General features: G+C 33.6%; 15 protein-coding genes. All 15 read left to right on the plus strand.

The window, feature by feature from the left end:
- Positions 1 to 59 precede the first annotated feature (59 nt).
- Positions 60 to 632, plus strand: coding sequence for a sigma-70 family RNA polymerase sigma factor (locus tag HH304_RS20410; protein ID WP_169685149.1), 573 nt, complete (start codon positions 60 to 62; stop codon positions 630 to 632).
- Between the two features lie 66 nt (positions 633 to 698).
- Positions 699 to 1,187, plus strand: a complete 489-nt coding sequence (locus HH304_RS20415; RefSeq protein ID WP_169685150.1) for an ArsI/CadI family heavy metal resistance metalloenzyme — start codon at positions 699 to 701, stop codon at positions 1,185 to 1,187.
- A 179-nt stretch (positions 1,188 to 1,366) separates the two neighbouring features.
- A complete protein-coding gene (locus HH304_RS20420) occupies positions 1,367 to 1,633 on the plus strand; it encodes a hypothetical protein (protein ID WP_169685151.1) in 267 nt (88 codons plus the stop codon).
- Positions 1,634 to 1,821: 188 nt separating this feature from the next.
- Entirely contained in the window at positions 1,822 to 2,787 is a 966-nt protein-coding gene (locus HH304_RS20425; protein ID WP_169685152.1) for a C45 family autoproteolytic acyltransferase/hydolase, read from the plus strand.
- Between the two features lie 48 nt (positions 2,788 to 2,835).
- Positions 2,836 to 3,558 carry an outer membrane beta-barrel protein gene (locus HH304_RS20430; RefSeq protein WP_169685153.1) on the plus strand — a complete coding sequence of 241 codons (723 nt, stop codon included), beginning with the start codon at positions 2,836 to 2,838 and terminating at the stop codon, positions 3,556 to 3,558.
- A gap of 19 nt (positions 3,559 to 3,577) precedes the next feature.
- Complete coding sequence (locus HH304_RS20435; RefSeq protein WP_169685154.1) at positions 3,578 to 4,570, plus strand: hypothetical protein; 993 nt, start codon at positions 3,578 to 3,580, stop codon at positions 4,568 to 4,570.
- Positions 4,571 to 4,791: 221 nt separating this feature from the next.
- Positions 4,792 to 5,616, plus strand: a complete 825-nt coding sequence (locus HH304_RS20440; protein ID WP_169685155.1) for an alpha/beta hydrolase — start codon at positions 4,792 to 4,794, stop codon at positions 5,614 to 5,616.
- An 89-nt stretch (positions 5,617 to 5,705) separates the two neighbouring features.
- A complete protein-coding gene (locus HH304_RS20445; RefSeq protein ID WP_169685156.1) occupies positions 5,706 to 6,575 on the plus strand; it encodes a helix-turn-helix domain-containing protein in 870 nt (289 codons plus the stop codon).
- A 139-nt stretch (positions 6,576 to 6,714) separates the two neighbouring features.
- Entirely contained in the window at positions 6,715 to 7,266 is a 552-nt protein-coding gene (locus tag HH304_RS20450; protein WP_169685157.1) for an OsmC family protein, read from the plus strand.
- 380 nt (positions 7,267 to 7,646) lie between these two features.
- A complete protein-coding gene (locus HH304_RS20455; RefSeq protein WP_169685158.1) occupies positions 7,647 to 9,317 on the plus strand; it encodes a tetratricopeptide repeat protein in 1,671 nt (556 codons plus the stop codon).
- Positions 9,318 to 9,544: 227 nt separating this feature from the next.
- Positions 9,545 to 10,147 (plus strand): hypothetical protein, encoded by a 603-nt coding sequence (locus HH304_RS20460; RefSeq protein ID WP_169685159.1) that lies wholly within the window; start codon positions 9,545 to 9,547, stop codon positions 10,145 to 10,147.
- 366 nt (positions 10,148 to 10,513) lie between these two features.
- The gene (locus tag HH304_RS20465) at positions 10,514 to 11,797 is read left to right on the plus strand and encodes an erythromycin esterase family protein (RefSeq protein WP_169685160.1); all 1,284 of its coding nucleotides are present in this window, start codon (positions 10,514 to 10,516) and stop codon (positions 11,795 to 11,797) included.
- A 375-nt stretch (positions 11,798 to 12,172) separates the two neighbouring features.
- Positions 12,173 to 13,051, plus strand: coding sequence for a 30S ribosomal protein S6--L-glutamate ligase (gene rimK, locus HH304_RS20470; protein ID WP_169685161.1), 879 nt, complete (start codon positions 12,173 to 12,175; stop codon positions 13,049 to 13,051).
- A gap of 152 nt (positions 13,052 to 13,203) precedes the next feature.
- Positions 13,204 to 13,782, plus strand: a complete 579-nt coding sequence (locus HH304_RS20475) for a hypothetical protein (RefSeq protein ID WP_169685162.1) — start codon at positions 13,204 to 13,206, stop codon at positions 13,780 to 13,782.
- Positions 13,779 to 14,351, plus strand: coding sequence for a GrpB family protein (locus HH304_RS20480; protein WP_169685163.1), 573 nt, complete (start codon positions 13,779 to 13,781; stop codon positions 14,349 to 14,351). The genes HH304_RS20475 and HH304_RS20480 overlap by 4 nt, the downstream gene beginning before the upstream one ends.
- The last annotated feature ends 1 nt before the right edge of the window (position 14,352 follow it).

Below are 14,352 nucleotides of genomic sequence, written 5' to 3' on the forward strand. Positions count from 1 at the left end.
ATGCTCTAATATTCATTAAGTACGTTATAATAAGATAAGATTATAGTTTAAAGAAAAAAATGAAAATTACTGAATACAGACAAGTATGGGAGATTTGGAATTCAAGCAAGGAAAAGTTGCATGCCTACGTCTTGTCTCGATTTAAAAATCAGGTTATAGCTGAAGAGGTTTCTCAGGAAGTACTATTGAAAATATATAACTCTTGTTGTTCCGAAAAGGAAATTACAAATCTTAATTCCTGGCTATATAAAATTGCACATAATACATCTTTAGACATTCTTAAAAAAGAGTCACATAGTCAAAATTCGGTTGATTTCGATAATACCATAAATGACTCAGAGAAATGGGATGAATTATCAACTTTTCTGGAGCCACTAATCGATTTTTTACCCGAGAAGTATGGTGTTCCACTTAAAATGTCTGATCTGGATAAAATTGATCAAAAGGAAATTGCATTGAAGCTGGGACTTGGTCATAGCGCCACCAAAAGTAGAATACAGCGAGCGAGAAAGCTGCTTAGAGAGGAAATTGAGTTATGTTTCCATCTTGAATTAGACAAAAACGGGGTTCTTATAAATGCAGATTTGAAGACCTCCTGCCGTCCGTTACAGAAACTGAAAGAAAAAAAATAAAAAATTTTGCGTCTTTTTGAATCGCGTGAAGTCTTAAGGTAAAGTTTAACCATTAAAGATTTTAAAATGAAAAGATTTCACGTTCATGTAAGAGTTCAAAAGTTGGAAGAAAGCATTAATTTTTACAATGCATTATTTGGAGCTAGGCCAACAACTATCAAATCAGATTATGCAAAATGGATGCTGGAAGATCCACGAATAAATTTTGCTATTTCCACAGGCCATGGCGAAACCGGAATAGAGCACCTAGGTTTTGAAGTCAATAGCCACGAAGCATTAAACTCCATTTACTCAAATATGGAAAAGGCCAAAGGTGAGATATTCGAAGAGGGAGAATGCACTTGCTGCTATGCTAAAAGCCAGAAATCATGGATCACCGATCCTCAGGGAGTGGACTGGGAGGCATTTTACACCCATGGTACGTCAACGGTATATGGCGAAGGAATTAATGCAAGACCAGCTCCGGAAGCCATGGAGAAATGGGAAGGTAATGATAGTATTGATGCAAAAGAGGAAGAATCAGTTGTCAGCTGTGATGGTAGCTGTATTGTTTAAAAGATTAATTTTTTTGAATTTTTGGCACACGTTGATTTTGTATAACGTGTGCTATTCAATTTAATATTACTTTGGTCATAAGATAAAGTTTTGGGATTAAATGCTTTTTATTGGTTTTTATCGATATTGAGCATTTAATTTTGAAAATCATTTATGTTCAATAACATTTAAAAATTATTGTGGCTGATATTATCAAAGCAATTTTTATTTATCTGATTATTCCGTTTACAGGATTGATGTATTATTTGGGACTTAAACGAAAAATGAAAGCACAGGAAATACCTGCCCCTCCTGCCATTGAACTTTTCATTATTTTCACTACTTATGGTGGACTGCTGCTAGTTACTTTGACGACACTATTTTGGAAATGGTCAGCAATGGCTTCATTAGGAACTTTTTTTCTTATTCTGGTAGCTCCAGTTATCATGGGTATTATTGTTTTTTGAAATTATAAAAGGAAGGAATTATCAATTTATCATTTAAGAATTTTCGAAGCAGGAGTTTTGTATTTCTTGATTGCGCCTGTTACATTTGGCCTTTTAATGATTATAGGATAAGGAGAATCTCTTTCAACACTAGCATATTCTTTCAGGCTAGAAGATAAAAACCTATTTAACTGAAAGGATAATAGAACATGGAAATGAAAAATGAAGAACATATAGTAGATCTTGACTTGCCTGCTGTCAAGCGTTGGGAATTTCTGTCAGATTATAAAAAGGAAATTAATGAATTACTTCAGTGCTATTTAAATGACTTCGATGATGCAGATTTCATATTCGAGAGTATTGAAGATTATAAGCATGATATAATTTCAAAAGAATATCTTGAAGAAATTGAATTTATTGCTTCAATATCCAACTTTTCACCTGATCAGGTATTAATCGCCAACCTGTACTATGATGTACTTAAGTTTTATTTTGGATGTACCGCATTTGCTGTATACAACAATGAATCTGTCTTACATTCAAGGAATCTTGATTGGCATACTGAAAACAACCTGTTAAGCCAGTATTCAAAAGTTTTTGACTTTCAGCGTAATGGAAAAACAGTATTTAAGACAATCGGATGGACAGGTTTCATTGGAGCACTTTCCGGAATAAAGCCTGATCGTTTCTCACTTACTTTAAATGCTGTATTGAGTAATGATAGCCCTGATATTGCTTTTCCAGTATCTTTTCTTCTTAGAGAAATTTTAGATTCTTCTAATTCATTTGATGAAGCAAAACAGAAATTAGAGCAGACTATCATTGCAAGTGATTGCCTGATTTTGTTATCCGGGATTAATCCAGATGAAATGGTTGTGATTGAAAGGACTCCCAAAAGGTTTGCTACCAGAGAAACTCAAAATGGTTTTATCGCTGTGACTAATGATTATAAACTGCTGGAAAATAACCTGACTGGTGAAAGTATATTGCAATCGACTTCATGCGGTAGATATGAAAGGATCAGTGAAATTTTAATGGATAAAATCCCTAATAATTTTGAAGAATGCTTTAAAATATTAAAAGATGAAAAAATAATGATGGGAATAACAGTTCAGCAAATGGTATTCAACAATAAAACAGGAGAAATAGGATTAGTAAGGACAGGAGATAATTAATGATAAATTATTACCGTTTTATAAACCTTCAACCACCAATTTAAAAATATGAATAGAATTTTTCTTTTAACCACTCTTCAACTGTTTATTTATATTGAAGGCTTTCCTCAAATAGATTTATATGCTGAGGTTAATACAAATTACTCCATAATGAATAATGCCCAAAAAGTCGTTGGCATTTATACATTTGATGAATCATACGATCATAAATTTGGATTTGGATTTAACGCGGGAATATCAAATAAGCTTTCTGAGAATATTTATTATAATGTGGGCATAGGAATAGATAATATTAACTATCAAAAGAGAATTGAGATTGAACGCGCCTCAAATTCTTATCCTGATTACCCCCAAAACCCTGATCCATTTCCAGTTACATTGCCTGACAATTATGATAAAATTGGGACAACGGCAATCTATAATTTGAATTTACCGATATATGTAAATTATTCAGTACGCAAATTCTCATTTGGTCTCGGGATTTCACCTTCCATTCTAATATATTCAAAGCAGATTCGTGGTGAAAATGGTTTTTACGACCCTTTTAAAGTGACTGAAAAAACTAATAATGAAGGGCTAAATGATTTTTCATTTAGTGGATTTTGCAGAGTAGAATTTCAGGCAATTAAAAATATAAGTGCTTTGGTTCAATATACTCATGGATTCACACATATTTATAATAAAGATGAGCAACATGCTGGGAATGACAAAACTAAATTGATTCAGCTTGGACTTAAATATTATTATAGAAAGCCAAATTCGAACAATTGATAATAAGTTACTTTAAGATATGTGGTTTGAAGACTTAGTTGGATTTGAGGAAGTATCACTTGAAAACGTCAGGGATAAAATCTCTATCGAGGGTAACAAGTTAATTTCAAAAGTAAATGGAAAGTCTTTTCAATATGGAACTCTTGAAATTCCTACCTTAAAAGAACTAAAAGACAAATCGCCATTAGAGAATTATAAGGGAAGAATAAGCATTATAGAAATTGTCGGTAATGTTCAGGAAATGCATTGCGATCCTCAAAATAGAAATGCATTATTTCAAGCAGCATCGCAATTCAATCTATTAGAGATGGTTGGGCCTCATATTACTCCTGAAAGCGGTGTTGGTATATATGAAAAAGATTACACACAAGGTCCGGCCTGTGCCATAGCTTGTGGAGCAGGTACTATTTACAGGAACTATTTCGTTCCTATCAAAAATCAAGTTGGGCAGTCTTCAACTAATCAAATAGATTGCCTGGATTTAATAGGAAAAGAATTAGGTAACGATGAATTGTTTCTCTGGAAAATGACTAATGGCTATGCGTTGGTAAATCAGGATGGACTTTTGAATATAAATGCACAAATCAATAATCTTAAGCAAGAACAAAGAGACAGGTTAAAAGAAAAACTTAAAATTGGAATACAATGGAATACTGAGGTGACTATTAAAAACTCTAATCAATTAGTTTCACAGGCCTATTGTTCTGCGTTACCCGTAGCTTATTCGAATGTTGATTCTATTTATTGGTCAAGTTTTGCAAAGCTAATTCTCGAGGCAACCTATGAGGCTACTTTACATGCAGCTTTGATTAATTTTGAAAATACCGGCTGTAATAAAGTATTTTTAACTCTTGTTGGAGGTGGAGCATTTGGAAATGAAATTGAATGGATTATAGATTCTCTTTCAAAAGCTCTTTCAAAATTTAAAAATACACCTTTGGAAATAGGAATTATTAGTTATGGTTCTTCAAATTATAATGTTAGAGAATTGATAAAGGGAATAAGCCTTTAATACTTTCTCCTATCTATTATTTGTTTCATTTTAGAATAATAAAATAGCATAGTTATAACATAATTGTTTTCTTTCATTTAAATCATAATGAAACTGTTAGTTATGTTATATTTCTTCAATATTGTTAATTCAATCCCTTTCAAGTAAATTACTATTTGTCTGTCAAAGACTATCTCTTATGAATTAAAGAGATAATATCACCTCCCTGATGGTATCCTGATATGCCTAAGATTTCAGTAAACGGAGCAACACTGTATTATGAACAGGAAGGAAATGCAAATGAAACTTTGATTTTCGGGCATAGTTTATTGTTCAATCTACGAATGTTTGATAGTCAGGTAGAGTTTTTGAAAAACAATTACACTTGTATCCGTTTTGATTTCAGAGGACATGGTAAAAGTGAATCCACAAACAATGGATATGATCTAAACACCCTGACAGAAGATTTAATCGGTCTTGTAAAAGCATTAAATATTGAAAATTTCCATTTTATTGGATTTTCAATGGGTGGAATGGTTGCGTTAAGAGCTGCTATAAAGTACCCGGAACTCATCAAATCCCTAATCCTAATTGACACGTCATCAGAACCTGAGCCCAAAAGTGGTATGATTAGAAACAAAGCTATGTTATTTGTTGCAAAATATTTCGGACTAAGTCCTATTGCTGGTAAGGTAATGAATATGTTTTTTGGGGATTCATTTTTGCAAGATCCAGCACATGAATTAATTCGTGAGTTGTACCTGAATTATTTTTTGTCGAATAACCGGAAAGGAATAATTAAAGCTGTCAAGGGTATATTATATAGAAAAGGGATTACCAATAAATTAACGTTGATTAATCGTCCTACTACAATTCTTGTTGGCGAAGAAGACATTTTAACCGATTACAAAAAAGCTGAAGTATTACAAAGAAATATCAGGAACTCCAAATTGAAGGTAATTCCAAGTGCCGGACACATGTCACCAGTTGAAGAACCAGAAATAGTCAACTCAATAATCGATGATCATTTAAATGAGTATTATAAAAATCATGCGAGATTAATCTAATTCCCTTCCTTCTTATCAAAGAATAGTACTTTAATTCAAAAAAAAGACTATTTTAAACTTTCGGGAATACAATTTTCAAAAATTGATCTATGTTAGACCTCTACGGATATCTTCAGGCGAGTAACGATTATAAGAAGCTGCAAATCAATGACCTTCTTTTTATTGAATATAAATGCCTGGTAGAAGAAGTAAGAGCAGGGATCTGGTCTGATGCCAATTACTTTGTCTTCGTTACATCAGGCAAAAAAATGTGGCGAAGTATTGAAAATGATTATATAGTCGAAGCTGGAGATTCTTTATTTGTAAAAAAGGGAGCCAATCTGGTTCATCAGTTTTTTGATGAAGACTACTGTGCATTGATGGTATTTATTCCAGACGACTTTATCAAAAAGTTTATTCATCGGTTTTCTGCAATTGTATCAAAAACAGTATCAAATAATGAAAGCCAGACAGATGCAGTTATCAGAATTCAGCTGGATACTTATCTGGAAGCCTATATTAATTCGCTGGCAGCCTTTCTAAGCTCTCCCTCCTACCCGGATAAAAACTTATTACACCTGAAATTTGAAGAGCTGTTGTTGAATATCTTTACTAATCCGATTCATAAGGAATTAGCGTGCTATTTGCTTTCTATAAATAAAGAACAAAGTGCGCAGATTCAGCAGATCATGGAAGAAAATTATGCCTATTGTCTAAATCTGGATCAATATGCCGAGTTATGTAATATGAGTCTAAGTACCTTCAAAAGAAATTTTCAGGAGTTATACAAAACTTCACCAGGTAAATGGCTGGCAAATAAACGCCTGGATCTGGCTTCTCATTTGCTAAAAACCACCGACAAACCCATAAATCTGATTGGTTTTGAATGCGGATTTGAAGATCCTTCAAGTTTTACAAGAGCATTTAAACTCCGGTTTAACTGTACCCCTGTTCATTTCAGAAGTACTGTTATCAGCTAATCTCTTCCCTTTTAAGCCACTATTTTAGGTTAAAGTCCATAATGGACCAAATTGTATAGTTTGTGAACTTTTGTGTCTAGCCCCTAGGTCCGTTTCTGCCATAAATTTGTACTATAATCAATCTTAAAAAAAACAAATTATGGAAACGCTAACAAAAACAGTAAACGGATTTAATCAGGAAGACATTGCAGCTGTAGTATCAGCTTTACAGGCAAATCCTGAAATGGGAAATTTCGAACTTCAGGTAACAAATGACTGGATTAACGGAGGGCACAATAGAAGCTACATCCAGGAATTCTATGTTGCAGGTCAAAAAGATACCAGTCGTACTGAACCTTTTATTTATGACAATGATGAACCTCCAATATTATTGGGAGCCAATAAAGGAGCTAACCCTGCAGAAGCTATGCTACATGGCTTATTGGGTTGTATGACTACGGCAATGGTCTTGCTTGCAGCTGCCAGGGGAATTCAGATTGGCAAAGTGACATCTCGTGTTGAAGGTGATATTGATGTAAAAGGATTCCTTGGTTTAGATCCCGATGGAGTTAAAGGATTCAAGCAAATCAGAGTCATGTTTGATGTACAAGGAGTTGATGAGGCCCAAAAAGAAGAATTGCTGACCTTAGCCAAACAGTCTCCACTGTATAATTCGCTTATTAATCCAATGGATGTTCAGGTAACTATCTAAGAAAATATAGGCTGAACGGGCTCTATTCATAAGAAATGAAGCCCTTTATCTATCAAACCACAATCATGAAAACAATATTATATTATAGAATACCCACAGTTTTTCCCGGTTCTAAAAGTGAAGCCTGGAATAAAAAGAGAAAACATAGAAAAGCTTAATCGTCAAGCAGCAACTACCATAACAATCTTTCCCCGTGGCCTGTCTTCTGACAGGCCACGGGGAGGGAAATTGTTCATAAACTAAAGAATCATATTGCCTTTTGTTAGTTGTTGTTTATTAGTAACTTAATTATAAGTGGGAAGATGTGCTTGATCAATATTTGACTACAATCAGGTGACAATTTCTTATTCCCACATTTATAAAACTCAACTCCAGGTAAAATGAAAATTCTTCGAATAAATTTCCTGATATTATTAATCATCTTATCTGTTGTCAGTTGTCAAAATAAGAAGACTGAAATACCCGTTGTTCTTGAAGATATTGATCTCATCAGAGGAGATATTACTCTTTGTGGTAGTCAGGATTTCGGAGAAACTAGCTTTGAGTTATCATCAAATAAAGATTTAAAAGAAAAATTTGATTTGGCCCTCTCCCTTTTACATTCGTTTGAATATGAGGAAGCTGAAAAAGCATTTGTTCAGGTGATTGAATTAGAGCCTGAATGTGTAATGGCATATTGGGGAATAGCCATGAGTAATTTTCATTCATTGTGGCTACAGTCAGGGAATGATTATTTAATAAAAGGATCCAAAATTCTGGAGGTAGCTAGACAACTTCCTAAAACTGAAAGAGAAGGTGATTATCTTGATGCAATTTCTGCTTTTTATGATGATTGGCAAAATCTTGATCGTAATACTCGGATTAATAGATTTGAGGAAAGAATGAAAGCAGTTTATGAAAAGTACGATCAGGACAAGGAAGCTGCAATATTTTATGCCTTGGCACTTAGGGCATCAGCTGATCCAGCTGATAAATCATATAAGAAGCAACTGGAATCCGGAAAAATACTTGAATCAATTTACCCAAACCAGCCTAATCATCCCGGAATTGCCCATTACCTCATTCATAATTATGATTACCCGGAATTGGCAGAACTTGCCCTTCCAACTGCACGTGAATATGCCCGGATAGCACCATCATCCGCCCACGCTCAGCATATGCCTTCTCATATTTTTACAAGATTGGGTCTATGGGAAGAGTCCATACAATCAAACCTGAATTCAACTGATGCCGCTCTGTGTTATTCAAAAAATATTGATCCGGATGGTCATTGGGATGAAGAGTTGCATGGTATGGATTACCTTGTATATGCATATTTACAGCAAGGAATGACTAAAGACGCTGAAGAACAAAACAATTATCTGAATACCTTTAAGAAAGTATTTCCTGCAAACTTTAAAGTAGCCTACGCTGCTGCTGCAATACCTTGCCGGATTTCCCTGGAAACCAAAGACTGGAAAAAAGCCGCAACTCTTCAGCTACCTGATATCGATATCAACTGGAACGATTACCCTTGGCAAAAAGCAATTATTTATTTCAGTAGAGCATTGGGAGCCATAAATACGAATAACCTTGATCAGGCATATATAGAAATGGATACCTTGATTGGTCTACGAGATAAATTGATTCAAATTCAAGATGTTTATAAAGCAAACCAGGTGCAGATACAGGTAAAAACAATTGAGGCCTGGATAGCTATGAAAGAAAATAAGGAAAGTGAATCAATTAAATTAATGACCGAAGCAGTTGAAATGGAAGAGAATACGAGTAAGCATCCGGTAACGCCTGGAGAAGTTTTACCGGCAGAAGAACTCCTTGGAGATCTGTATCTGGAGATAGGAAACCATGTAGAAGCACTTAAAGCATATGAAATAGACCTCAAGTCTCATCCTAACAGGTTTAATGGAATCTATGGGGCTGCTATGGCGGCAAAGAGCTCTGGAAATAAAGAAAAGGCCAATGAATATTTCTCCTTATTAATCAATATAGCTTCAGCTTCTGATAGAAATGAATTAAATAAAGCAAAAGAGTATATAAATAATGAATTATAAGTTCTGGTTCAATCTAATTAAATTCCATGCTTCTTCATTTGCTTGATCAATCAAAATAATTTCTACAATTTTCATTTATGCTAATAATTACAATTTAGTATTTGGGTAATTATCATCTTCGGTTTTGTTTTTAAACTTGTGGAATTATCTTTGAGATTTCAACCATACTTTTATTGTGCCAGGTTAGGTTTCCATGGATATATAACCTGATGATCAAAACATTAACGATGAAGAATCTTTTTTTTCTCCTGATATTGATTTCAGGAAAGCTTAGTGCCCAAACAGTTACGGCAAGAATAATCCCGGTCTCTCAAATAGAAACTGAAAAATTCATTCCTCTTAAAATATATACTAACGATAGTATTGTTAATGGATATGGCACTCTCTATTCTTCAAATTCCGGTCATATCAAATTTGTAAAAGAGTTACCAGAGGATAAGAATATCGTCAAGAAATGGCAAATTTTTAATTGTTCTGAAATCAATAAAGCTGAATTTGAATTGAATGACAGAATCATAACTTTCACACCGGTAAAAGTTAAACCAGGGGGTTTATTTCTGTTATCAAAGCAATATGAAAATGAGTCTGTGATTTTATATCATTGCTATAATGGTGTTTTTCCTATGTGTATCATAAAAAAGAAAAAGGAAGAACATGCGGTATATTTTATTATTAACCCAAATAAACCGACAGATAAGCTTAGTAAAAGGTATGCTAAAACCTTTGATGAATGTCCACAACTTTCTGAGAAAATTAAATTGGGTGATTATAAACATACCTATGATGATTTAATCGCTATTCTTGACTTTTACAATGCAGAATGCAATTAACTCATTGACATAGTTTGAGAAATTCATCTTAGAATTATCTATTAAATCCTTCTGGATCAGATAGTTAAATTAATTTACTAATGCTAGAACCTAATTGTGATGAAGTTGGAGACTATTAGTAATGTATTAATGATTCTTTGGGAATAGGAATATACATATGTCTAAAATCATCAAAAGCCTTAATCATTACTATGCCTCCTACTCTTGTCAGTTACAAATAGATAAATATGGTTAAAAATTATTAAGACCTTTCCATATCAATTTTAGATCGAATATTTTTCAGCTTCATATCTGGTGACGTTATTTATAACCAACGATAAAAGTATTGATGTTACTCTAAGATATGTGTTAACCAAAATAACCTGTATGAGAAAAATCTTTGGTGCAGTTCTAATTTTTTTAGCCACAACTATTAATGCGCAGGATGATAAGGTCATCCAATGGATCAATAACAACTTAATCGAAATAGAAAATCAGGATTTGGATTCCGGGTTGGTTGCATTTCATAATAACATTCCAGAGAAATTTAAGAATGCCAGTATTTTCGGATTTGGTGAAGCTACCCACCATGGTAGGGAATTTTTCACCATCAAAGCTAAGTTTTTCAAATACCTGGTAGAAAATCTAGGTGTCAGAGCATTTATTATGGAGGAGTTTAAAATGGCGGAATCTGGAATAAACGAATGGATTAGTGGTGGTGAAGGAGACATTAACACTATAGCAAATAACTTTGACTATTATCTTTGGCAAACAGAAGAAGTGATTGATCTGTTGCTTTGGATGCGTAATTATAATCTCGATAAACCCGAGTCAGATCAGATACGGTTTTATGGTATGGATATTCAATCGGTTGTGGGTATTAATAATGAAATTCGTGCTTTTATAAAGAAATATGATATTCCTGTAAGTGAAGAATTCCTTTCAGTAATAGATAGTTGTTCTTACAATCAAATTGATTCAGAAAAGGTTTCATTATGGAATGAAAAGCTAAATGAGATTGAAAAAGTCATATTAGAAAATGAGGGTACTTTCACGGCTGAACAAAGGAAAGATTTCAGATCAGCTGGCAGGGCTCTTAGTTATATTATTAAGCATATTAACTATTTAAAACATCCCGGAAATGGAGTTCGTGATCAATTAATGTTTGAAAATGTAAAGTGGATTATAAATAATGAAACCAAAAATGGAAAGGCTTTTATTTGGGCTCATAATGAGCATGTTAACAATATAGAAGTTTCCCCTATGGGAAGTGGTTGGGTAAGTTTGGGTGGTCATTTAAAAAACTTTTATGATAATAAATATTACAGCGTATATTTTGACTTTGGCAAGGGAGAATTAATGGGGATAGTTAGAGATAAAAATAAACCGGTACACTGGAATATTTATGAAATTGATAAGCCTTTTCAAAACACCTATGCAGAGACGCTATTTAAAGCTGATAAAGAAATTTATTTTATAGACATAGAGAGTGTTAATAATATCGAAGTTGAAAAATTCTTTAGCTATCCAAAGAAGCAGCTTTTATTAGGAGGACCAGGTTATAACCCAAAAGTTAAGAATAGAGCTCTCGTTCGTAAAAACTATATGGAGACATGTGACGGACTAATATTTGTTAAGAATATATCAGTTCCAAGGTATATCAGGAATTAAAGGTTTCTTTTTTGCCCAAGTTAGTGCCTTGAATGTACAAGCAACTTTAAAATCTTGGTGCCTATTCTTCTTTTTAAAGGGAGGCAGGCCATAAAATATTTTATTAGAATATAGAAAAGTACCGAGGGTACATTCTTTTAACTTTTCAATGATTGTTTTACATATTTTTCATAATTTGATATATAATTGATAATTATCCTTAAAAGGATTTATTCTCTTATTATATCTAGCGTCTGAGGATTTATCTGTAAAACCTGTTGCAGTCCACTCCTATAGTAAAACATATTCTCTACCGTTAGCCATATAGGCATAATTATCATTCTTTTAAATGAATGAGGTTAAAATATTTTATAAACGCGTCAAAATCTATCAAAAATGAAAATTGCAGTATTATCCAGAAACTCTAAGTTATACTCAACAAAAAGACTAATTGAAGCAGCAACAGAAAGAGGGCATGAAGCAATAGTTGTAGACCATTTGAATTGTGTAATCGAACTTGAAAAAAAAGGACCTAAAATATACTACAATGGAGACCACCTTGATGATATTGATGCTGTGATTCCAAGAATTGGAGCTTCGGTCACTTTTTATGGTACCGCGATAGTACGACAATTTGAAATGATGAAAGTATTTACTGCAGTTGAATCACAAGCATTGGTCCGGTCAAGAGATAAACTCAGAAGTCTACAGATCTTATCGCGTTCAGGTGTTGGTTTACCTAAAACAACAATCGCCAACAGTTCAAAATATGTCGATCATGTTATTAATAGTGTCGGTGGCGCTCCTTTAATTATTAAATTACTCGAAGGAACTCAGGGATTGGGCGTTGTATTAGCTGAGACAAATAATGCTGCAAATTCTGTAATGGAAGCATTTGATGGATTAAAAGCCAGAGTTATTGCTCAACAATTTATAAAAGAAGCCGGAGGAGCTGATATCAGAGCATTTGTCGTTGATGGTGTGGTCGTAGGAGCCATGAAGAGACAAGGAAAAGAAGGCGAATTTAGATCGAATTTGCACAGAGGTGGTAGTGCTTCAATTATTGAACTATCAGATCAGGAAGAATTAACGGCAATAAAAGCAACAAAGGCTATGGGACTTGGAGTCGCAGGTGTTGATATGTTACAATCTTCTAATGGTCCTTTAGTTTTGGAAGTAAATTCATCTCCTGGCCTTGAGGGAATTGAAAAAGCAACAAACAAAGATATCGCTAAGGAGATAATTAAATATGTCGAGAGAAATGTAGATTTATAGTTAAAATTTATGTCTGGTAGTTTTACTTCCCAGATTTAAGCACATTCACTCATGCCCAGTTCACCGACAGGCCATTTTAATGAAGCTTGAATTTTTGGGGATGTCAGAGAACAGACTCAGGAACAGGAAAATAAATTGAAAATAAACAACAAATGACAAAGAAGTTTTTAAAGTCCTTATTGATTCTTACAATATTTATGGTTCTAAATGAAGCCCAGGCTAATGAGTTAATTGACACTTTAAAAATTACAGACTTTGAGTTTAAGTTCTGGATAGGACATCAAAAGAATTTGAAGGTTAATCACAGTTACTGTTTGTTGGGAGTAGGTTTTTTTAGGACTCCGATAGCAAAAAATACAGATTCTTTGATTTCAACATGGATTGAAAACCATCCTGATGCTATTGTAATTCCAGTTTATACTTTTGGACCTACAATGAATATAGACCCAAACTCCAAGCAAACATATTGTTGGGTAGTTGATAAATCAGATACACTTAATATACATCTTGTAAGACAAGGTGCGGTGCCTGGTGGTACTATGCAAAGACCAAGAACCTCTAAAGAAATGTCAAAAAAAGAAAGGAAAACCTATCATGATCTACCAAACGAAGAAGTTCATGTAAGTGACCAGGCTTATCTTGATTTTCTTGAAAAGATTAAGATTGCGGAGGAGTATGCACGCAAATCCAAACTTGGAATTTATGCAGATAAAGAAATTGATACCAATTGAAAATAATTATTGAGCCATATAATAAAGTATGGAAAGAACAATTTGAATCTTTAAGAGATTATCTATTATCTCATATTCAAAATGATATTTTAGAAATTGTTCATGTAGGTAGTACTTCGGTTCCGGGATTGAGTGCTAAACCAGTTATTGATCTGGACATAATTATCGAAAATGATAATAAGAAATTAGATAAGGTTATATTAAAACTTGAATCACTCGGTTACCAACACAGAGGAGATTTGGGCATATCAGGCAGAGAAGCCTTTAAAAGAGCTAATTCCAGAATACCAATCACTGATTCAGATATAGAATGGTTTCCACACCACCTGTATGTTTGTAAAGAAGGTTGTGTCGCTCTTCGAAATCATCTGGCTTTAAAAAAGCATCTGTTAGAAAATCCAGACAAAGTAGTTGAATACAGTAATCTGAAACATAAACTCGCCGACAAGTTTCCTGATAATATGGATGCTTATATTGATGGGAAAACCGAATTTATTCTGGATATTTTAAAGAAAGAAGGAATGAAAAGTTCTGAAATTGATTTGATTAAAAGTCAAAATGAGATTTAAT

The organism is Marinigracilibium pacificum, assembly GCF_012926615.1.
GTDB lineage: Bacteria > Bacteroidota > Bacteroidia > Cytophagales > Cyclobacteriaceae > Mangrovivirga > Mangrovivirga pacifica.

Coding starts and splice junctions, on each gene's coding strand:
- HH304_RS20450 (WP_169685157.1), top strand. CDS start 6,715: ATGGAAACGCTAACAAAAACAGTAAACGGATTTAATCAGGAAGACATT.
- rimK (WP_169685161.1), top strand. CDS start 12,173: ATGAAAATTGCAGTATTATCCAGAAACTCTAAGTTATACTCAACAAAA.
- HH304_RS20455 (WP_169685158.1), top strand. CDS start 7,647: ATGAAAATTCTTCGAATAAATTTCCTGATATTATTAATCATCTTATCT.
- HH304_RS20425 (WP_169685152.1), top strand. CDS start 1,822: ATGGAAATGAAAAATGAAGAACATATAGTAGATCTTGACTTGCCTGCT.
- HH304_RS20460 (WP_169685159.1), top strand. CDS start 9,545: ATGAAGAATCTTTTTTTTCTCCTGATATTGATTTCAGGAAAGCTTAGT.
- HH304_RS20465 (WP_169685160.1), top strand. CDS start 10,514: ATGAGAAAAATCTTTGGTGCAGTTCTAATTTTTTTAGCCACAACTATT.
- HH304_RS20435 (WP_169685154.1), top strand. CDS start 3,578: ATGTGGTTTGAAGACTTAGTTGGATTTGAGGAAGTATCACTTGAAAAC.
- HH304_RS20410 (WP_169685149.1), top strand. CDS start 60: ATGAAAATTACTGAATACAGACAAGTATGGGAGATTTGGAATTCAAGC.
- HH304_RS20440 (WP_169685155.1), top strand. CDS start 4,792: ATGCCTAAGATTTCAGTAAACGGAGCAACACTGTATTATGAACAGGAA.
- HH304_RS20430 (WP_169685153.1), top strand. CDS start 2,836: ATGAATAGAATTTTTCTTTTAACCACTCTTCAACTGTTTATTTATATT.
- HH304_RS20415 (WP_169685150.1), top strand. CDS start 699: ATGAAAAGATTTCACGTTCATGTAAGAGTTCAAAAGTTGGAAGAAAGC.
- HH304_RS20475 (WP_169685162.1), top strand. CDS start 13,204: ATGACAAAGAAGTTTTTAAAGTCCTTATTGATTCTTACAATATTTATG.
- HH304_RS20445 (WP_169685156.1), top strand. CDS start 5,706: ATGTTAGACCTCTACGGATATCTTCAGGCGAGTAACGATTATAAGAAG.